At 31.3% G+C, this 20,803-nt stretch carries 17 protein-coding genes and 2 riboswitches; of the genes, 8 read left to right on the plus strand and 9 right to left on the minus strand.

Annotated features, from left to right (window positions below; all coding sequences use genetic code 11):
• The first annotated feature begins 297 nt into the window (after nucleotides 1-297).
• Genes ABID46_RS05940 through ABID46_RS05955 form a run of 4 tightly spaced genes read left to right on the plus strand, consistent with a single transcriptional unit; the run spans nucleotide 298 to nucleotide 6,731 of the window.
• The gene (locus ABID46_RS05940) at nucleotides 298-2,367 is read left to right on the plus strand and encodes a tellurite resistance TerB C-terminal domain-containing protein (protein WP_354508057.1); all 2,070 of its coding nucleotides are present in this window, start codon (nucleotides 298-300) and stop codon (nucleotides 2,365-2,367) included.
• Nucleotides 2,364-3,683, plus strand: a complete 1,320-nt coding sequence (locus ABID46_RS05945) for an ATP-binding protein (RefSeq protein WP_354508059.1) — start codon at nucleotides 2,364-2,366, stop codon at nucleotides 3,681-3,683. The genes ABID46_RS05940 and ABID46_RS05945 overlap by 4 nt, the downstream gene beginning before the upstream one ends.
• Nucleotides 3,680-5,815, plus strand: coding sequence for a DEAD/DEAH box helicase (locus tag ABID46_RS05950; RefSeq protein WP_354508061.1), 2,136 nt, complete (start codon nucleotides 3,680-3,682; stop codon nucleotides 5,813-5,815). The genes ABID46_RS05945 and ABID46_RS05950 overlap by 4 nt, the downstream gene beginning before the upstream one ends.
• A 13-nt stretch (nucleotides 5,816-5,828) precedes the next feature.
• Nucleotides 5,829-6,731 carry a BRCT domain-containing protein gene (locus tag ABID46_RS05955; protein WP_354508063.1) on the plus strand — a complete coding sequence of 301 codons (903 nt, stop codon included), beginning with the start codon at nucleotides 5,829-5,831 and terminating at the stop codon, nucleotides 6,729-6,731.
• Nucleotides 6,732-7,205: 474 nt separating this feature from the next.
• On the opposite strand, the gene ABID46_RS05960 is transcribed toward ABID46_RS05955, so the two are convergent.
• The gene (locus ABID46_RS05960) at nucleotides 7,206-8,303 is read right to left on the minus strand and encodes a hypothetical protein (RefSeq protein WP_354508065.1); all 1,098 of its coding nucleotides are present in this window, start codon (nucleotides 8,301-8,303) and stop codon (nucleotides 7,206-7,208) included.
• Complete coding sequence (locus ABID46_RS05965) at nucleotides 8,296-9,111, minus strand: RNA polymerase sigma factor (protein WP_354508067.1); 816 nt, start codon at nucleotides 9,109-9,111, stop codon at nucleotides 8,296-8,298. Before ABID46_RS05965 ends, ABID46_RS05960 begins: the two co-directional genes overlap by 8 nt.
• Before the next feature lie 392 nt (nucleotides 9,112-9,503).
• Here ABID46_RS05965 and ABID46_RS05970 point away from each other — a divergent pair, with 392 nt between their 5' ends.
• Entirely contained in the window at nucleotides 9,504-9,743 is a 240-nt protein-coding gene (locus ABID46_RS05970; RefSeq protein ID WP_354508069.1) for a helix-turn-helix transcriptional regulator, read from the plus strand.
• A 59-nt stretch (nucleotides 9,744-9,802) separates the two neighbouring features.
• On the opposite strand, the gene ABID46_RS05975 is transcribed toward ABID46_RS05970, so the two are convergent.
• From ABID46_RS05975 to ABID46_RS05985, 3 genes are read right to left on the minus strand one after another with little or no spacing between them, the layout of a single operon-like run.
• Nucleotides 9,803-11,536 (minus strand): ATP-binding protein, encoded by a 1,734-nt coding sequence (locus ABID46_RS05975; protein ID WP_354508071.1) that lies wholly within the window; start codon nucleotides 11,534-11,536, stop codon nucleotides 9,803-9,805.
• A gap of 2 nt (nucleotides 11,537-11,538) precedes the next feature.
• A complete protein-coding gene (locus tag ABID46_RS05980; protein ID WP_354508073.1) occupies nucleotides 11,539-12,744 on the minus strand; it encodes an SIR2 family protein in 1,206 nt (401 codons plus the stop codon).
• Between the two features lie 26 nt (nucleotides 12,745-12,770).
• Nucleotides 12,771-13,469: a hypothetical protein gene (locus ABID46_RS05985; protein ID WP_354508075.1), complete on the minus strand. Its 699-nt coding sequence runs from the start codon at nucleotides 13,467-13,469 to the stop codon at nucleotides 12,771-12,773.
• A 190-nt stretch (nucleotides 13,470-13,659) separates the two neighbouring features.
• Between ABID46_RS05985 and ABID46_RS05990 the strand changes: the two genes are divergently transcribed.
• Nucleotides 13,660-14,247: a hypothetical protein gene (locus ABID46_RS05990; RefSeq protein WP_354508077.1), complete on the plus strand. Its 588-nt coding sequence runs from the start codon at nucleotides 13,660-13,662 to the stop codon at nucleotides 14,245-14,247.
• 15 nt (nucleotides 14,248-14,262) lie between these two features.
• Here the strand turns inward: ABID46_RS05990 and cobC are convergent, their stop codons facing one another.
• From cobC to ABID46_RS06010, 4 genes are read right to left on the minus strand one after another with little or no spacing between them, the layout of a single operon-like run.
• Nucleotides 14,263-14,823 carry an alpha-ribazole phosphatase gene (gene cobC / locus ABID46_RS05995; protein ID WP_354508079.1) on the minus strand — a complete coding sequence of 187 codons (561 nt, stop codon included), beginning with the start codon at nucleotides 14,821-14,823 and terminating at the stop codon, nucleotides 14,263-14,265.
• Nucleotides 14,808-15,578 carry an adenosylcobinamide-GDP ribazoletransferase gene (locus tag ABID46_RS06000; protein ID WP_354508081.1) on the minus strand — a complete coding sequence of 257 codons (771 nt, stop codon included), beginning with the start codon at nucleotides 15,576-15,578 and terminating at the stop codon, nucleotides 14,808-14,810. The genes cobC and ABID46_RS06000 overlap by 16 nt, the downstream gene beginning before the upstream one ends.
• Nucleotides 15,579-15,582: 4 nt before the next feature.
• Entirely contained in the window at nucleotides 15,583-16,593 is a 1,011-nt protein-coding gene (gene cobT / locus ABID46_RS06005; protein WP_354508083.1) for a nicotinate-nucleotide--dimethylbenzimidazole phosphoribosyltransferase, read from the minus strand.
• Nucleotides 16,594-16,597: 4 nt separating this feature from the next.
• Entirely contained in the window at nucleotides 16,598-17,167 is a 570-nt protein-coding gene (locus tag ABID46_RS06010; protein WP_354508085.1) for a DUF6580 family putative transport protein, read from the minus strand.
• 128 nt (nucleotides 17,168-17,295) lie between these two features.
• Nucleotides 17,296-17,479: riboswitch (cobalamin riboswitch) on the minus strand.
• A 148-nt stretch (nucleotides 17,480-17,627) separates the two neighbouring features.
• A riboswitch (cobalamin riboswitch) is annotated at nucleotides 17,628-17,816 on the plus strand.
• A 35-nt stretch (nucleotides 17,817-17,851) separates the two neighbouring features.
• Here ABID46_RS06010 and ABID46_RS06015 point away from each other — a divergent pair.
• Nucleotides 17,852-19,699: a TonB-dependent receptor plug domain-containing protein gene (locus ABID46_RS06015; protein WP_354508086.1), complete on the plus strand. Its 1,848-nt coding sequence runs from the start codon at nucleotides 17,852-17,854 to the stop codon at nucleotides 19,697-19,699.
• A 3-nt stretch (nucleotides 19,700-19,702) separates the two neighbouring features.
• Nucleotides 19,703-20,779 carry a YncE family protein gene (locus tag ABID46_RS06020; RefSeq protein ID WP_354508088.1) on the plus strand — a complete coding sequence of 359 codons (1,077 nt, stop codon included), beginning with the start codon at nucleotides 19,703-19,705 and terminating at the stop codon, nucleotides 20,777-20,779.
• The last annotated feature ends 24 nt before the right edge of the window (nucleotides 20,780-20,803 follow it).

Raw genomic sequence — 20,803 nt, forward strand, 5'->3', positions numbered from 1 at the left:
TCTGATGGGATGAAGATCAAGAATATATTTAATTAATAAAAATATTTAAACTTTTCAAAGATTTTTTTGAACATACATAGTTGATAATTTAATCTTTTTCTTGAAATCGCCAATATATTATAGGTTGTAAACTTAAAGCATGTAATTATTCTATAAATTGTCTTCTGGGATAATAAGTAATTTACTGTGTTACAATGTGTTTTTAATATAAAGTAATTATATTTGAGACTTTCATATTGTAGTCGACAATATTTCAAATGTATTGTTAGCTATTATAATTAATTAAGATTATTATTTATGAGATATAAAAGGACAGCCGTTTGTTTTGCTTTCTTCTTAGGATGGATAGGAATACATCAATTTTATTTGGGTAGAATTTGGCAAGGTGTATTTTACTTATTGATGAGTTGGACATTTATTCCCTTATTTTTAAGTTTTATAGATTTTCTCTTATTGTTATTTATGTCCAATAATAAATTTAATGAGAAATACAATCTACATATAGGAACATTCAAATCTCAGTATAATAGACCTCAAGCAAAAATTAATACAATAAATGAAAACATAAGAAATCAAAATTCGCATTCGATGTCATTAAATAAATCATCAAACTTAAACAAACCGATTTATTGGAGCGGAGGATATGTTTATTCAATTAAAGATTTAAATAAAGTTAGTAAGGCTCAGCAAGATTTTTATTACAGATTTAAAAAAGAATTTTTAAACAAAAACTACATTGATATAGGTAATAATCGTGGTTATGCTTTTTTGCTACTTTTTGATTTATTAAATGAGTATGAGCAAAACAGAAACTACTTTCGTCTTCTTTATAATTTAGAAATTCTATCTGAAAAATATTCATACAGTAAAAGATATGTTTCTAATGAATTGGCAAAATTAAAAGCAAAAGATAAATCAGTAATCACAATTAGTGATAATGTGGATGTTTCAATAAATACTGACGAAACATTTCCTCAAAATAATCTTAATAATTCCGATTCAATACATGTAAATAGCAATTACCAACCTCAATATGAATGGGATTATGATTACTGGAAATTAGGAAAGGAGTACAAAGAGAAATTCAACTTAAATAAAGAAGAGGAGACGATTTTAAATAGGTTGTATAATGTTAACAATGCTTTTAATGACATAGAATTTCTGAAAGAGCAAAATCTGAAATTTTTTCTTTTGACAATTAACGAGCTGGAAAAAAAAATTCAAGAAAAAGGACAGAAACTTGAATCAATTGTTGAGGAAATTACAGACTTAAAAGTTAAAAAACAATACGGTTATCGAAAAGGAAGCAGTAATTATAAATATACGTTTGATTATGAGTTTGACGAAGTATATAGGCATATATTTAGATTAAACGAAAACTACTTGAGAGAATGGTTTCAACACAAAAGAAAGTTAAATACTGAGTTAAATATAGACCCTGCAATTCTTGAGAAATATAATCAATTAATTGAATTTCTGCCATCTATTTTTGATAGTAATTCAAGTAAAATAGAGAAGCTACCATATAATGCGGAGTTGCGATTAAATACTATGAATACAACAAGATGGAAATTTTATTTTGATGTATTTATTAAAGATTTCACAGGAGATATTTCTTCTTACAAGCATAAAATTGATGAACTAGCCAATTTTAATATAAATAACCCCTCTCTTGAAAACATATATTATGAAGCTTCTAAATTCATAGCTAAATATGATACGTTATTATCTCTTGAATACTATATTAAATACATTGATGCAGATTTAAAATCCTCAACAGTAAACAGTAAAAAAATAAACCAAACTGTTCAGAAAAAATTATTTAAAACCAAGGAGCAAATAATTCAATTTGAGAAAATTGTAAATGAATTTATTCAAGATAGAGACCTTCAAAAAGCTTTAGAGCAACTTCATTCTATCTACCAAGTTAAAAGAAAAAAAATTGAACTTAATATTGATGCAATTAAAGAAGTTAAATCACAATTATCCGATACAGTTGTACTATTAAATGAATATTTGGAGGATGAGAATGAAGATGTATCAATTCCAAATCCGCAAGAAGAAACAATTTTACTAAATCTAAATCAGATTATTCCTAATTCAGTTCTGATTAAATCTAATTATAGAACTGAACTTGAGCTAAATGAAATCCAAATTGAATTATTAGAATTATTTATCAAATACGATTTAAATATTCATAAAGATGAAGTACATGAATTTGTTTCAAGGCATAATCTTTTTTTAGAATCTCTTATTGATAGTATAAACGAAAAATGTTATGAACTGCTTGATGACACTTTAATTGAAGAAGAGGACGAAACTTTTACCATATACCAAGAATATTACAAAACAATATCAACAAAATGAACATACAAATAAAACCTAAAGAAGCTACCGCTATAATTAATTCACTTATCGGAGGTGTAGTTCCCAAGATTGGGGTTCAACATATTGCCGTTGGACGCTCAGAAGAAGTTGATGCTTTTATTAAAGCGTTAGATGATGCAAAAAATGGACATAGTATTATGAAGTTCTGGATAGGAGATTTTGGATCTGGAAAATCATTTATTCTTCATTTGCTGAATACAGTAGCTTTAAAACAAAAATTTGTCGTAGCAAATACAGACTTCACACCTGATAATAGATTATACTCTAATGATGGTAAAGCAGTAATACTATATTCTGCTATTATTAATAATTTGGCTATTCAGACCAAACCCGAAGGAGGTGCTTTACCTACTCTATTACAGAGATGGATTGAAACTGTAATTACTCAAACTGCTAGTGAAAATAATATTCCATTAACAGAAATAAGAGACGAAAAATATCTTTCCCTTATACAAAGTAATATCCTCAAAACAGTCAATGAACTTTCAGATGTAGGTGCATTTGACTTCGGAACAGCGATTATGAAATATTATGAAGGTTTCATCACTGGTAATGAAGATTTAAGAAAAAATGCTTTGAAATGGTTAAAAGGAGAATATAAAACCAAAACCGAGGCAAGACAAGATTTAGGAATGCGGGAAATAATTAATGACCTAAATTACTATGATATGCTTAAAAATTTTTGCAAGCTGTTTGTTAGTATTGGATATAGTGGTTTTATGATTAATCTTGATGAAGCAATTAATTTATATAAAATTCAAAATACTGCAACCCGTGAGAAAAATTACGAGAAAATTCTTACGATGTATAATGATTGCTTTCAGGGAAAAATTGAAAACTTATTTTTCAATATAGCGGGTACGAAAGATTTTCTAGAAAATGAAAGACGAGGGTTATTTAGTTATAATGCATTAAAAACAAGACTTCAAAGCAATAAATTTGAAACATTAGAAATTCGAGATTTTGCACAGCCAGTAATTAAATTGACTCCATTAAATCATAATGAGATTTACGTTCTATTAAAAAATCTTCAAGAGATTTTCGATTATAATTATAAAATAACTTCTCCTATAAATGATGAAGATATAACAAATTTTATGGAAGAAATCTTTAATAAACCTGGTGCATCTGAATTTCTTACACCAAGAGAAGTAACAAGAGATTTTCTTAACATTCTAAACTTGTTGAGGCAGAATCCCAATTTGGATAAAAACTCATTATTCAAAGACATTGAAATTGAAGATGAAAGAGTGGATATGGATTTATCATACCTTGATTCTATTCAGGAGTTATGACAGCTTATGAGTTATTAGCCGAACCTATACGGAAGTATATTAGAGATAAAGGTTGGTCGAAGCTAAGACCAATTCAGGCAGTCGCAATTGATAGGATTATAAATACAGAAAATAATTACATAATTTCTGCACGGACAGCATCAGGAAAAACAGAAGCTGCATTTTTACCAATACTTACAAAAGTAGATTTTAGAGAAGAAGGCGTACAAGTTTTATATATTTCTCCATTAATTGCATTGATTAATGATCAGTTCAAGCGAATAGATGAATTATGTATTCATTTGGATATTCCAGTAACTAAATGGCATGGAGAAGCTAGCAAATCAGGAAAAAATAAGCTAATAAAGCATCCTAGTGGTATATTACTTATCACTCCCGAATCTATTGAAGCAATGTTTTGTAACAGACCTTACGAGATACCTTTACTTTTCTCTAATCTTAAGTTTTTAGTAATTGATGAAATACATTCATTTTTAGGAACAAACAGAGGAATTCAGTTGAATTCTCTTCTTTATAGAATTCAACAATCATGTAAAAATAAAATTAGAGTAATCAGTTTATCTGCAACGATTGGGGAATACGATGAAATAAAAAAGATAGGTGGAAATCCCGATAATACAAAAGTTTTATTAGATACTACACCGAGAGAAAATCTAATATCATTTAGGTATTTTGAAAGTGATGGAGTTGAATTACCATTGGATTTAGTTAAGCATATATTTCAAAATGTCAGAAATAACAAAACGTTGATTTTTCCTAATAGTCGGGGAAAAACAGAAGAAGTTGTCCATAAGCTAAAAAGAATAACCCAAAAAGTAGGTGGACACAATAATTATTTTGCACACCATTCTTCTATAAATAAGGAGATAAGAGAGTTTGTTGAAAATTTTGCAAAAGATTCTACCTATGAAAATTTTTCAATTGCTTGCACCTCTACTTTAGAATTAGGTATTGATATTGGTTCAGTTGACAAAGTAGTACAAATAGATTCTACATTTAGCGTTTCTTCATTGGTTCAACGAATTGGAAGGAGCGGCAGGAAAGAAGGACAAAAAAGCAATGTTACACTATATTCCACAGATGATTGGAGTTTATTACAATCTATAGCAATTTGGGAGTTATATCAAAAGGGATTTATTGATAATCTTTATTTCAACCAAACACCATTTGATATTGCACTACATCAAATTTTATCTGTTATAAAATCTCATTCCGGAATCACTAGAATAGATTTAATTGAGCAATTCAAGTCGAATTATTCGTTTTCAAATATTTCAGCTAATCAATTCGATGAAATTATTAATCATTTGACAGAAATTGACTTAATAGAAAATGTCGAAGGAGAATATATTATTGGGTTAACAGGAGAAAGACTTGTTAATAATAAAGAATTCTACAGCGTTTTTATTACAGAGAAACTAATACCGGTTATCAATAAAGGAAACTTAATTGGAGAACTTAAACTGACACCTCAAATTAGAGAAGGAGAAAACATTTTACTCGCCTCAAAAGTCTGGAAAATTATAGAAATTGATTTAAAAAATAAGAAAATCTATGTAGATAAAGCGACGGATGGAAAAAAGCCAATTTTTGAAGGAGATGGTGGAGATGTAGCCAAAGAAATACGCTTTGAAATGTTAAGTTTATTGACTTCGGATAAACTGCCTGAATACCTAGATGATGAAAGTACCGATAGATTTAAGGATTTGAGACATCGTTTTGCTAACATTGAAATATTAGATATTGAATTTGATAGACCATTTATATTGGGGAATGAAAAAATTACTTTTTACACATTTAATTCAACAAAAGTTAATAGAACAATAGATTTACTTCTAAAGTATTGCAAAGAATCACAAGAGCTAATTTATAACTATGATGAGCATTCTAGCAGTTTTGAGGTTTCATTATCAATAGAAGAAATCACTCAATTATTAAAGGAACTTCCTACCCTTATTGAGAATGTAGACGATTATTTAAGAAAGCAAATTGATGAAAATTTGTTGTTTTTAGATTTCTCAAAATGGATAAAATATTTACCATCTCAATTACAAATCATCACTCTTAAAAATGTGAGATATGATTTTGAGGAAACCATATCTTTTTTACAAAACCTGAATATTAAAACTTAATACATCAAAAACTATGAGCAATTTTGAAGACATAAATTTAAAAGTCTTAACAACAAAATCGAGAGCAGATAAAGCCATTAACTCTTTGAAAGGCATTCTTCTTGGCATGAGTGCAGATAACATTGTAAATGAGGAAGAGATAAATGAACTAAAGCTGTGGGCGAAAGAACATCATGAGTTAGTAAATAGAAATCCTTTTAGGGAATTTATGTTATTAATAGAAAATGCTATTTCCCAAGAAATTCCGTTAAATGAAACTGTAGATGATTTATATTGGTTATGTCAAAAATATGAGCAGGACAGTATGTATTATAATGCTACAACCACAGACCTTCAAACTCTGCAAGGTATTTTTCACGGGATTTTAGCAGATGGCCAGCTAAATGACCAAGAAATTTTCGATTTACATAATTGGCTATCACAAAATGAGCATCTAAACTCATATTATCCCTATGATGAAATTAGAAGCTTAGTTTTATCAATTGTATCAGATAAGAAAATTGAAGAGGAAGAAAGATTGATTTTAAAAGCATTCCTTAATCAATTTGTAGATATAAAAGATGAAGACATTAAACAAAATATTGAAAAAGAAATAGTTGATGTTAACATTTCAGGAATATGCGCTGTTGACCCTGAAATTACTTTTGAAGATAAAACTTTTTGTATAACCGGAATTCTAAGTAGAGGTTCTAGAAGTGGGTTGCAAAAAGCAATTCAAGAAAAAGGCGGTATCGCAGTAAATACAATTTCTAGAAAGACTGATTATTTGATAATTGGAGACAACAATAACGCTTGTTGGGCTTATTCCTGCTATGGCAGAAAAGTTGAAAAAGCATTGGATTTGAGAAAGTCTGGACACCAAATTATTTTGGTTCATGAATATGATGTTTTCGATGCACTTGAGAATAATAAGTAAATTATAGTTTTAGACTCCACTAATTTTAATTTATTTTTTATAAGATAACCTCATTGCTACGCAAGTCAAATTTTGAATTAAGCGAAGCAAATCAGATCAGTACATTCTTTTAAAGTATAAAAAATGAAAATATAAAACTTACTCATTAGCTATCCTCTAAAGCTTGTACACATATAATTAATTTTAATATTAAAAAGATAGCTCACGCCATTGTATATGCATTAGCATTTAGTGAGTGTTCTTGACCTCACCTTATGGGTGTACAAACACCCGCAAGTATTTTTAATCCACTATTAATTCAATCCCAGCTTTTGCGACTTTATATTTTATTTTGGTAATTAAATCATAATTATGATTTGTTTTCAAAAATAATCCTAATATTAAAACCTTAGCTCACGCCCGTTGTATATGCATTTGCGTTTGATGAGTGTTCTTGACCTCACCTTATGGGTGTACAAGCACCCGCTAGTATTTTTAATCCACTATCAATTCAATTCCTACTTTTTCAGCTTTATATTTTATTTTGGTTATCAAATCATAATAACTCCAATTGCGTAAAACAAATTCTTCATTTTTTGCCATTTCAGATTTTTCTTCTTGGTTCAATAGAATGAGTGTTCCCGCATTTTTATCTAGACAAAAATCAATTAGCATTTTGCTATACTCATGCAAACGATTTTGAACAAAATTTTTTTCTGCATCATTCAGCTTATCGAGAGCTTTTAATTTTTTATTCCGACCTCTTCCACCATTAACCGATCCCAATCCTTTCATAATCCGATTACGGCTCGCTTGGATGGCCAATCTTCTATATAAAAATTCTTCTTTAGTACCAATAAAAAATCTTTCCTTGTTTATTTTCACAACTATTGGATTTTCCAAAGAAAGAGAGGCTTCAGCAATTACATCGGCTCTTAATTCTTTAGGTTCTTTTTTAAATTCAAAAACCGCCAACCAATAAATTTTTCCTGATTTTAGTTGAATTTGGGAGGTGCAAAGTTTTACTTCACCTTTTTCTAACTGTTCCAATAATATTTTTTTATCGATAAAATCTTTACCTAAATAGGTCTTAAATGGAATGGAAAAGAGGCGAAAACAAAAAGCTCCTTTTTCCTTTTGAAAATTTATTCTACTCATCGCATCGGGTGGAAAAGGAATGGGTATATCACGCCTAAAATTTTTCAAAGAACAATTTCCTTCCCAATAATCTTTTTTCGTTTTAGAAAAGCCAGATCGTAGCATATTATTTAAACTATCCAATACATCTGTTGGAACTTCTCCTTTAAATTTATCACAAACCAACCGGTATGTAGTATTTTGGTGAGATCGTTGAAATATTCCCATTTCATCTTTCTTTTCATCTGCCAATTTATATTTAATCCCCTCACTTAAGTAAAAGAAATCTTTGATCATTTCCTGTATATAAAGATGAGTTACAATGAAATTTGCTGCTCTGAAACACCGATTTTGAAATTTATTCAACTTTTTGATTAGTTCTAGTTTTTCTTCACCATCGGGTAGGTCAATTAGCAAACGTATTTTTCGTGTTAAATGATGGGTGTCTTTAGGCATGGGATGAGGATTTTATAGATGAAGATTGACTATGATAGGCGACCATAAACTCTTTTGAAACTACGCGTGTAGAAAGATTGAGATGAGCAGCAATTTCTTCAAAACTTAAGTTTTTATGTAGCCGTAATTCTAAAATGGTTTTTTGTTGTTGACTTATACTACGCCTTGATGCTATATCAAAAGAAATATCATTTGAGACCTCTTCCGAACCAGGTAGGAGTAAAATGGCTTGAATTTCTGCAATGGCTTTTCTAACGTCTTTGCTAGACTGAGTTATACTTGTTCCCATGACGGTAGCTATCTCTTTGTATCGAAAACCATATTTCAAACATAGTTGGATGAGTTGCTGTTTCCTAGAACTTAAAAACGGAATCACTTTTTGGACTTCCTCATAGTTTATCTGCTCGGTTTCTTGTTCTCTTAAAAGTTCTTTCTCAACCATTGGATCAAAACCGTATAAATAATCTTGATAATTTTCATAGTTTTCAAGGGAATTTAAATTTCTGAAAAACACATTTTTGGGTTTTGTATAATACGTTATACAATCTCTTTTGAGTACAAAACGTAAAAAGAAAAAGATATGTTCAGGTTCTTCAATTTTTTCTCGATTTTCCCATAGTTTTAGAAATACATCTTGTACCAAAGTCTCCAAAACAAAATCATCCTTTAGGATACGTCTGCCTATCCAAAATAATCTTTTCTGGTATTGCATGTGTATAAATTGCAAAGCCAGCGGATTTCCTTTTTGTAAAAGATCAAAAACATGCTGCGCTTTATAAGCTTTGGGAAGAGTAGGGAGTGTTTTCATGTGTATAATTTTGAATGATAGACTATGCCTATACCAGTAGGAAATGAAAACAAAGCTTGAAATTTAATGAAGAGCCTAAAAAAAACAAACTGCACCAACCAACGCCCTAAACACCTTTAAAAAGAAAGGCGTGAAACTCTACAAATTGCACTAGAGGTACTGGTATACCAAGGAACAATAAGTGAGCTCACGCCCCGGGTCGTGAGCAAATGTACTTATCATCTCGTTCCTTTAAAATTACCAGTTTTCTAGTGCGAGATTCTAAGCAATTGCTTCTAATATTTTTATCCTATTGGAAGTATTGCAAATTTATATTTTTTTCAAATATAGTAATAAAAAATTGTTATCCAAATGGATTACAAAATTATTTTTAAATATTGCAAAATTGCGGTATGGCACAACTCAGTGATGAAGACATATTGCTTAAAAATAAAATTGCAGAGAGAATTACCTTTTTTAGGAAAAATACTGGACTCACTCAATCTGAATTTGCTAAAAAACACGAAATCGATAGACAACTCCTAAATCGTTGGGAAAGTATAAACAATAAAAGAGGTGTAAATATTTATACTATTTCAAAATTCTGCAATTTAATTGGCATATCACTAAAAGATTTTTTTGATTTTGATTAAATAAATTAACAGATTTTTCTATTTACTTTAATTAATTTTTATAGTTGTACCAAAAAGTATTAAAATTTAGGAGTTTTAAATATGGGTTCAATTGAAGGTAGATCAATTCTTATAGACAAAGGCATTGGAAAGTCAACGCCCATTATGATAGCTTCACCTGAACCTAATGAAGGTAAAAAAGATAAGGTTTCTTTATTTGCAGTAGAACAAGCACTTGAAATTGCTTCTTTATCATAATGATTAATAAGTCGATGTGTTACAAATGTTCCCATTTGACTTAATGTTCCAATAGGAATATCTCTAGGCATCTGAGTAGCCAAACATAAAAATAATCCATATTTGCGGCTTTCTTTAGCAATACTGTCAAATGCGCTTAATTCTGTACTTTCAAAATACTCATCTTTTACTTTTTTATTTAAAAATTGATGTGCTTCATCAACAAATAGAACTAAAGGCTTTTCTCTAAAAACTAATGTTCTTGATCTATATAATAAATATTTACCTAAAGCATTTGCTAGAATTTCTCTTGCTTGAAAATCATAAGGAACATCTTCAAAACTAATTCGTAATATATTTTTATCAGAATTAGCAATAAATGAATCAATTTTCTCAATGATATTTAGTGATGTAGGCTTATTAAAGCCAAACATTCCAGCATATTTATCATTTGAAATGATATTGTTGATCCTAATAATTAAACTTGTAGCATTACCATAATTTCTTGTATCTCTTCCGCTCCATTTAACTTCATTAGAAAAATAGCATTCGTTGCTTATCTGCTTATGTAATAATGTTATATCAAAATCATTTTGGGAAAAATCCTCAATAATTTCTTTATATTTAAAAACTGCATTATTGAATGGGCTTATTTCATTTTCATTTTTCACCAACAAACCTTTAGTTACTTGAACATTTTTACCTTTTATACTAAATAAATAGTTTTCTTCTTCATTAAAAACTAGGTTATAAGTTGGATCATTTAATAAACATTTTGCCAATTTTAATGATTTTATAGCATCTAGCAACATTGGCTGTTGTACTTGACCTGATGGTCTAAACAAAACAAATAAATCATTTATAGTAAGATTTTGATAGGGGAAATAACTATCGGTAATAAATTTAGAACTCTCTACTTTAGGGCTAATATCAAAATCACTATATTCACCTGTTGGATCAATTATAATAGCTTTAGAATTTGAATCAATAATACCTTCCACAAATTTACTAATTGTATAACTTTTGCCACCTCCTGTAGTACCAACAACAGCGCAATGCCTAGCAAATAATGATTGTAAAGATAAATGGACAGGAACGTTCTTATCATAAATTAAATTTCCTAATTTGATGGTAGGTGAAGTTTCTAAATCTTCTGTTTTTACGCCAAATTTTTTAAAATGAGTCGATAAAAATTCTGACGAACAAATAAAAACCTTTGATCCAATCAATGGCAAGGAATTTACTCCTTTTTCTATATTTAAGGGGTTAAATAAATCGAATGATAAAAGAACTTCTAATCTACCAGTAGGGTGAAATTCTTTTGTGGAGAATGTTTTTTCACTCAATTCTAATCTTTCTTTTTCAGGTAAAGTTACTTCCAAAAGCTTGCATAGAAAACCTTTGTCCTCACCTTCAATTACAACATAATTTCCAACTAAGCCTCCTTTTAATATTTCAGAATTGTGGAAAAATGATTTCATTAATATAGATGAAGGAAAATGTATTTTTATAAAAGAGGGTGATACATGGTTAACATAGCCTAAAAAATGACTATGCAAGAATGGATTAATCTTCATTATTATATTGTTGGTAGATTGATAACTATTTGTTTATTAGTGTCATGATTATAGGTTTGTAAATCAGGATAATAATTAGCGAAATCTTCGAATTTTTCTGCAACTATTGAAATATTAGAATATGTTTTTGCTGCTTGAATAAAAGGTTTTAAGTTTTCATTATTTTCATCAATACTTCTATTAATTATCATTAATTGAAAACTAGGATTTTGCTCTAATGCTTCAATAATAGAAGTTACGATATGTTTATCTCCAAAGCTAAATCCAACAGTAATTAAGAAAACATTTTCTGTTCTTAAACTATTTTGAAATCTAGACATCATTTCAAAATATGGTTGTTCATATGAACTTTCGTATTTTGATTGATGCGGATAAATCATCAATGGCGACTCAATTCCTTCTCGTTGATAAATTTTATTGTCTTTCTTCTCCCAATTTACAGAACCATGTAACTTGTATAGATGGAAAACCTTCTCTATAAAATTATCTTCTTCTTTAACTCTACTCTGATTTCTACTCACAATATCAAAATCAAAATTACGACCACTAAAGACCCTAGGAATTCCAAATGAAAAGCCATCTATAACGGTGAAATTATTCTTACTTGCTGCTTGTTCAAACATAGTATCATAATTTAAAGTGAAAAGCTTAAATCTTGGAAGAGTAACTTTTCTTTTTGTCATTTTATTTAACAAAATAGAATGAGGAGCATTATCTGGCAATTTCAACATACATGCATCTTTGATAAAAACCTTAATCTTGTTAACACAATCTGCTAAATCTATAACCTCTTCATCGATATATGGTATAGCAGGAGTAGCCATAGATAAGACTTTTTCTAAATTTTTCACAATTTCTCCATCAGTCCAATAATCATCATATTTTATAACCTCTAAAATTTTATTAAAAATATTGGATCCTAATTCAGCTTCAACACCATCCCATAAACTAACCATCGATTGACCGACTTTACCATCTACACCCCAATCAATAGAGGATCCTGCACCAGTAAGCAAAACAAGATTTTCAAATTGATGGTTTAAAGTTTTGGAATACTTATTTCTTTTAGTTGCAACAGCATAATCAATTCTATTTTCTGTACTTTCTTTAAAATCATGCTCTTTACCATCAATAAAAACTTTTATGTCATCTTGATTTGAATCATCATAAGCTACAGAACTTTTATTATTTAGTAGAATTTGTTTCATTATATTTTATATTTAAAATAATATTATTATTGAATCAATTTCTCAATTTCTTCCAAAGTAGATTCAATAAGTTGTGAGTAATTATCACTTAAAAACTCTGAATACGATAATGTTTGAACATTATAAGTGTCTATTACAACACAATTATCCGTTGAAATTTGAAAATTGTCTGAGAAGTTTTCTTTCAAACTTCTATATAGCATTTCACAAAACATTGATAATTCAGATTTTTTATAACCATTTTTTTGGGGTAAAAGCCAAACTGCCCCAGCATACAATTTATCTTTATGTTGAAAACTGTAAACATATTGAGGAGTAACTTCAATCGGAAAACCTCTTATAGTAAGTATTTTTTTACCTCGTGGAATTTTTTCAGTATTTACATTACTATTCGGTAAAACATCTTTATGATTGAAATCTTTGAATGCGATTAAAATATCAATGTTTTTTTGATACATTGATTTGGTTTTTTTTTGATCAGTAGCTAAAAGCCGATTTGTTAAATCATTAATTTTATAATCTAACAAATTTTTGTTGTCTTGTTTAAAAACTTGGTAAATGCAACTTGTGCTTGTTGTCCAATAATCACCACCGCCACTATCTTCTTCCGTTTTTTTCTTTTCTTTAGGAATTCTAGTTTTTAATTTTAGCGCAAAATTCTTTTTGCTTTTTTCGGTTAATTTCCTGTGGAATTCAACCAATTCTTTCACCTTGATTTTTTGCATTAGAGGTAGTTGTAAACGTTTGAAATAGAGTAATTCAAAAATAGGAAGATATACCATTAAATACTACAGAAAGATATTAACATTTTATTCTAACATTTTGTTTTGCTTGAATTTAGTGAGAATAAAATATTTTATACGTTATAATTTCGTATTATTATAATCCAATTCAAAAATTACTAAAAACTACTAAATGAATTTTTTTAAAAAACTATTTTCAGGCAAGTCTCATAATCAGGATGAAAACAAAAATCGAGTACCTTTAAAAGAAGTCTACACCGAAGACTATCATGCCAAAAGATACCTAGAAGAGAAGCTTGACAAAAGCAATGAACTAGTAGATGGCTCTTTGAAAATGCTCAAAAGTTATTTTATTGACACCCAAACCGAGGAACCCATTGTAGAACCTATTAATCATCCTAAAAATATAGATGCCGCTGTGCAAGAGGGCATGGGTTTTTATCGTTATTGTAAACTTTTTGAGCAAGAAGATAAACAAATAGGATTAACCTTGACAATGGCTTTTTCCTTTTACATGGTTGAAAACTTTGGTTTCGTTTTATACAAAGATAAATCGCCTGAATATCCTTTGAGATTTATGACCTTGCAATTCAACAATGACGGTGGTGTTATTTCACTCTATCCTTTTGAATATTCCTTAAAAGTTTTAAATGGTGAAGCAAGTTTTAATGAACTTGTCGAAAAAGTCAAAAATAATCTTCAAACAATCCCAACCGCATCTGAGTTTTTGGATAAACTTAAAGAGGATTTATTTAATTGATGATAAAAAAAATTATCACTTTATCGAAACCAATTCAAAATTCATTTCTTTGGAGTACCTCAATTTCACCACACAACCATAACTAACTTGTATCTTAAAAGCATTGTTCAATGGAATTTCCAAAATGTGACTTAGAATACTCCGTATATTTCCTGCGTGGGTGAAAATGGCAGATGTCGTCGGCCCTATAGATAATAGATCTTGAAGAAATTCAACCGTTCTTTTTTGCAATTCAATAAAATTCTCACCATTGGGTGGCGAAACTTGAACAAAATCATCCATCCAATTGTTGAGTTCATCTTGTGGAATGTCCTTCCAGTTTTGAAGTTCCCACTCACCGAAATTCATTTCCATCAATCGAGGATCGATTTCTATTTGAGAAGAAAATTCCTTAGCAAGTTTGGTACATCGTTGCAAAGGACTCGAATAGACTGCATCAAAGGTTTCGGGTAATTTTTCACGAATGAATTCTAATTCTGACGAAAAAATATTCATATCCACCTCCAAATCGGTCTGGCCATAGCAAATTCCTTTAGCAACGGCTGGCGTTGTATGTCGGATCAAATAAATTTCCATAGCATATAACTAACGATCAAAATAACGACTTCATTGATTTGTTGTGCCGCCCCTAAACAATCGCCCGTATAGCCTCCAATCCATCTTTTGAAATAAGATTTCAAATAAGTGGTGACCAAAAAGACAGGAACGAGCAAAAGCAAAAAGTAAAAAGATCCTGTCAAGAGAAAGGCAGGTATCACCCAAATAGAAGCCATTAAAAAGTTTTGGATGCTTAGTTTTTTGGCAATGGGTTTGGATTTGCTCAATTCGTCTTCTCGTACATATTCATCCGTAAACATAATATACACTGCTGTAAATCGACTCAAAACACTTGCTAGAAATATTGTAATGATCGCATTCCAAATGTTCAATTCTACAAGTTCCACTAAAATGAAAAATTTAATGAGAATCAGAAAAACAGTCCCAATCACACCATAAGCTCCCGATTGGCTGTCTTTCATGATGTCGAGAATCTTTTGTTTGGTCCATCCGCCACCAAAACCATCGCACATATCAGCGAAACCATCTTCGTGAAATGCTCCTGTTATAAAAATAGAAGTTACCATGCCCAACAAAACCGCAATCGTGGTTGGTAAAATGAATTGTGTTGTATACAAAACAGTCACTACACCCAAGGCCACAATCCATCCAATTAGTGGAAAATAGCGTGTTGCTTTGTTTAGGTATTCTTGCGAATGATCAACCCATTTCGGACAAGGAATTCGTGTATAAAACATCAAAGCGGTGAAGAAAATTTGAATTTCGTTTCGCATCGCTTTAATCTTTATTGCTTACACCCGCCGACTCAAAATCGGACATCTCATTGAAAAATTTGATGGCGCTTTTAATCAACGGAAAAGCCAAGGCACAACCCGTTCCCTCTCCCAGTCTCATATCTAAATGAAGCAAAGGTTTCGCACCTAAAAAATCCAACATTCTTTGATGACCTTGTTCATCGCTTTGATGACAAAAAATCGCATTGTTTTGGATGTTGGGCTCAATTGATTTTGCACATAAAAATGCTGCGGTTGCAATAAATCCATCGACCAAAATCAACATATTGTGCTGATAACTTCGCAACATCGCTCCACAAATTTGCGCAATTTCAAATCCGCCAAAGGTTTGCAAAGCTTCCATAGGATTTTTGGGATGTGGATGATTGTTTTTGGCTTGTTGCAAAATGCGGACTTTATTTGCCAATCCTTCTTGAGATAATCCCGTTCCTTTTCCAATGCATTCTTCCAAAGGGAAATTCGTCAAAACATTCATCAGCATAGAGGCAGACGATGTATTTCCAATTCCCATTTCCCCAAAACCTATGCAATTGGAACCGTTTTGAAATACAATGTCCACTTGCTTTCCGGCCAATTCAAAACATTTCTCCAATTCTTCCTGCGTCATCGCAGGCGTATGAAGAAAATTATGGGTTCCTTTTCGAATTTTAGAATTGATTAAATCTTCGTTCTCTTCGAAATCAAAATTCACTCCCGCATCAATGATTTTTAAATCGATTTGATGTTGTCGACAAAAAACGTTGATCGCAGCTCCTCCTCTCAGAAAATTTTTCACCATCTCAGCCGTTACCGATGATGGATAACTACTTACACCCGATTCTGTGATTCCGTGATCGGCAGCGAAAACCAAGTGAGTGGGTTTCTGAATTTTGGGCTTCAATGTTTTTTGGACCAAACAAATTTGTTTAGCAAGGGATTCCAAGATTCCCAATGAACCCAAGGGTTTGGTTTTGAAATCAATTTTATGTTGAATGGCTTGTTCTAAATTCTCCATCTATTTAAGCCAATTCTTTTTTAGACAATGCTGGAATTTGTTTTTGTGCAAACGCAAACGTTCCAAATAAAACAGCTGAAAACAATAAATTTCCAATTAATGTTCCTTTGAAAAATGGAATTGCTGCTAGATAACAAGCGACCAAGCCTTCGGATGTTTTTGGATACATGGTTCCTGACATCCAAACCCCAAAATTGGACACCAAAAAGAAAATTATACTTGCCAAGAATGCTCCCGAAACGACACGTTGAATGTTGACTTTTTTGAATAGAAAGATTCCCATCAAAACAATCAGTAAATAACTTCCATACTGCCAATAAAATCCTTCGTAAAACCAGGTAAATTCCGGATAATAACTTGCGTACACCATGTTGTTGAGAAACAAATCACTTACCCAAGTAGTTAGTATGGGAATTAAATAGGCTTGCCATTTATGTGTGAAATAGGCTGCACCAAAAAGACCAATGGCCCCAAGTGGTGAAAAGTTGGGCATATGAGGAATCAATCGACTAAAAGCAACGATGACAATCATAAGACAAAGAATTCCAAAGCGTAGATGAATTGTTTTTTGCATACTATACTAATTTTATTTTTACTACTAAATGTTCTTCAACACCTTTAGCAATCGTAATAGTACACAAAAGAATAGGCCAATAATACCTTAATTGACCTGTTGACTTTTAGCTTCAATCCACGAAAGCATTGTCGTTATAAGATGAGGCAGGTCTCCTGACTTGTACCATTTTGCACACCTTCCCATACGCCTAGACGAACAGTGGTATTTTATGCAAAACATAGGGTACTTACAGTTGCGGGACAGTTTGTGATTTGCACACAATTCCCTTTTAATTTACAGTAATGTAAAACCTTATCGTTTAAAGAAGATATTGAAAAGAACGAATGAGTCGCAAATATAAGGTATTTTTGACTTAAACGAACATAAATACTGCATCTACAAAGGATTTAAAACAAGTTAGAATGCTAACTTAAAGTTAATTTCAACATTTTCCTCTTAGTTTCAAATTACAATTGCATACTTTTGCCAAAGTTTTGGTGCCCAAAATTTCAAAATTTGGGTTAAAAGGGAATTCGGTAAAAGCCGAAGCTGTCCCCGCAACTGTACGTTCATCAAAAGAGCTTTACTACAATCCACTGTACAATTATCGTATGGGAAGGAAAAAAGCTGAACAAGCCAGGAAACCTGCCAAAATAAGTTAATTTTTATTTTTTGCTTTCGGTGGAAAAGCAAGATAAGTATATGTACAAAGCACTTATTATTTGCTTTTACGTATTGGGGATGCAATACGTATGCGCTCAGGACGATACTATTTACCTGCAAGAGGCTATTTTGTTGGGCAAGAACCCTATTGAACAATCTCAAACGCAATCTGAAATAGTTTTATCGGACTCGATTCTGAAACGAAATCAACCTTCCTTAACCAATGTTTTGAATCTAAATACTTCTATCTATTTCAAAGAAAATGGAGTAGGAATGGTTTCCTCACCTTCTTTTAGAGGAACTACGGCCTCACAAACCATTGTTTTGTGGAATGGCATAAATATCAATTCTCAAACAACGGGTCAAACCGATTTCAATACGGTGAATGTTAGGGGTTTTGATCAGATAAAAATTAAAGGTGGAGCAGGAAATGTAGCAGAAACCAATAATGCTGTTGGCGGAAGCATCGAATTGATCAATGATTTGGCGTACAACCAAGGTTTTAATGCTGAAATCAATGCGAAATATGGAAGTTTCAATACGTATTCGACGACCATCAATACGAAATATTCGTCGGAAAACACAAGTTTGAACTTAGGTTTAAGTCGTTATGCTTCTGACAATGATTATACATTTTCCAATCAAACTTCTCGAAAAAATAGCAATGGACAATTTTACAATCAAAATCTAAGTTTGGGTGTGGGGCACAAATTGGATTCAAAAAACAGGCTTCGATTCTTGGGGAATCTTTTTCAAGCCAATCGTCATTTATCTGTAATAAATCCATTTGAAACCAAAAAGAAATACGAAGATTTCAATACGAGAAGTCTTGTTCATTGGGATTCCAAACAGAAAAAATTCTCAACCGACTTTAAGATTGCGTATTTGACTGAATCCTACAAATACTTTGAATCTTTAAATAGCGACAACTATGAGCCAGGAAAAGTCCAAACATTCACGTCTAATTTTAAATTGAGTTATCAGGCTAGGCAAAACCTTCGCCTCATTGCATTTTTAGAATACATACGCAATGATGGATTTAGCGGTACGTCTATGCAAGATCAAAGAAGACACATTGGCTCCATGTCCATTTCGGCTCAACATTGGGTAAATTCAAAATTCTATTATGAACTAGGCATTCGACAGGAATTAAGTGAATCCTATGGAAATCCAATCCTTTATTCATTGGGTGGAAGATTAAAATTGACTGATTTTTATGCCATTCGTTTCAATGGATCGAAAAATTTTAGAATTCCTACTTACAATGATTTGTATTGGCCAGGAGCAGGAAACCCCAATTTAATTCCCGAAACTTCCTATCAAGTTGAACTAACCAATGAAATCAAAACCAAGCCTGTTTTCTTCACATTTACCTTCTACCACAATTGGGTTGAAAATCTCATCAGATGGATTCCCAATTCAGGCGTTTTAGGAGGGATATTTTGGAAACCAGAAAACATAGCCAATGTTCATATTTACGGGTTGGAGGCCAATTTACAAGCAAAAAAATCAATTCAAGATCACCATTTCTCTTTGAATTCAACCTATGGTTATACCGTTTCAAATGATCAAAATTTGGATAAACAACTTGTTTATGTTCCTTATCACAAAGCAACTGCAACCCTTACTTACGCTTGGAAAAATCTTTCTTTGTATTATCAGTTTTTGTTCAATGGAAAAGTATTTACCACTACTCGAAACGAATCGGAACACCAACTTCCTCATTATTTTCTTTCCAATATTGGACTAGATTATCGTTTTGGAACCAAAAAACAATTTACAATCGGCACAGAACTATTGAACCTTACCGATTATGCATATGAAACTGTCCAAGCTCGACCAGCTCCAGGACGTAACATTCACTTTTTTATCAATCTTACATTATAAACAATGAAAACAAGCAATCTTTCTATCGTTTTTTTATTTCTACTAGTGATTTTTTCCTGTAATAGTGACGATTCAACTCAAACCCCAATTACTGAAGGAAATTATGCCAATGGAGTATTTGTACTCAGTGAAGGCGGATATACCTACAACAATGCCTCTTTGGCTTTTATTCATTCCAATGGCGAAATTGAGAATGATATTTTCCACGCAGTAAATGGTCGTAGTTTGGGCGATGTAGCACAAAGTATGAATTTTCACAAGGACTTTGGGTATATCGTAGTCAACAATTCAAACACAGTGGAAGTTGTCAATCCTACGACTCTTGAATCCATAACAACTATTGGAGGAGATTTTCACAATCCACGATACATCAGTTTTTATAATGGCAATGCTTATGTTTCCAATTGGGGAGATGGAAGCAACCCAACCGATGACTTTATTGCTGTGGTTGATTTGGATTCATTTGAAGTAACCGAAAAAATATCCGTTCCTCAAGGTCCTGAAAGACTTATTGCTTATGAAAATACTTTGTACGTAGCACAAAGAGGAGATTATAGTTACGGAAATACCCTTACAAAAATCAACCTAAACAACCATACTATTTCGGGTTCTATCACGGTGGCAGATTACCCAAATGGATTGGAAATTCACGGCAATCATTTGTTTGTTTTATGTAGTGGATACCAAGATTGGAGCGGCATTGACTATTCGAGCAATGGAGCTTTGTATAAAATCAATTTAGAAAATAGTGAAATCCTGGATCAAATAAATTTCACGGAAGGTATGCGTCCCAATCATTTGCAAATTGAAAATCAATCGCTCTATTATACAATTGGTAAAAACATCTATAAAACATCTACGAACCATTTTGAACATCCAAGCACACCTATACGAAATGTAGAAAATGATGGTGTTGAAATCCTCTATGGTTTCAATGTGGTCAACGGTTGGTTATATGTATGCGACGCAAAAGATTACCAAAGCAATGGTGAATTGTTTGTTTATACCATCACGGGAGAATTACAAAGCCAATATCCTATCAGCGGCTTGATTCCAAATGGCGTTTACGCAAGACAATAAAACTGTATTTAATAATTATAAAAC

Origin of the sequence: Moheibacter stercoris, from assembly GCF_040545805.1 — a bacterium.
In the GTDB taxonomy this organism is placed as follows: Bacteria; Bacteroidota; Bacteroidia; order Flavobacteriales; family Weeksellaceae; genus Moheibacter; species Moheibacter stercoris.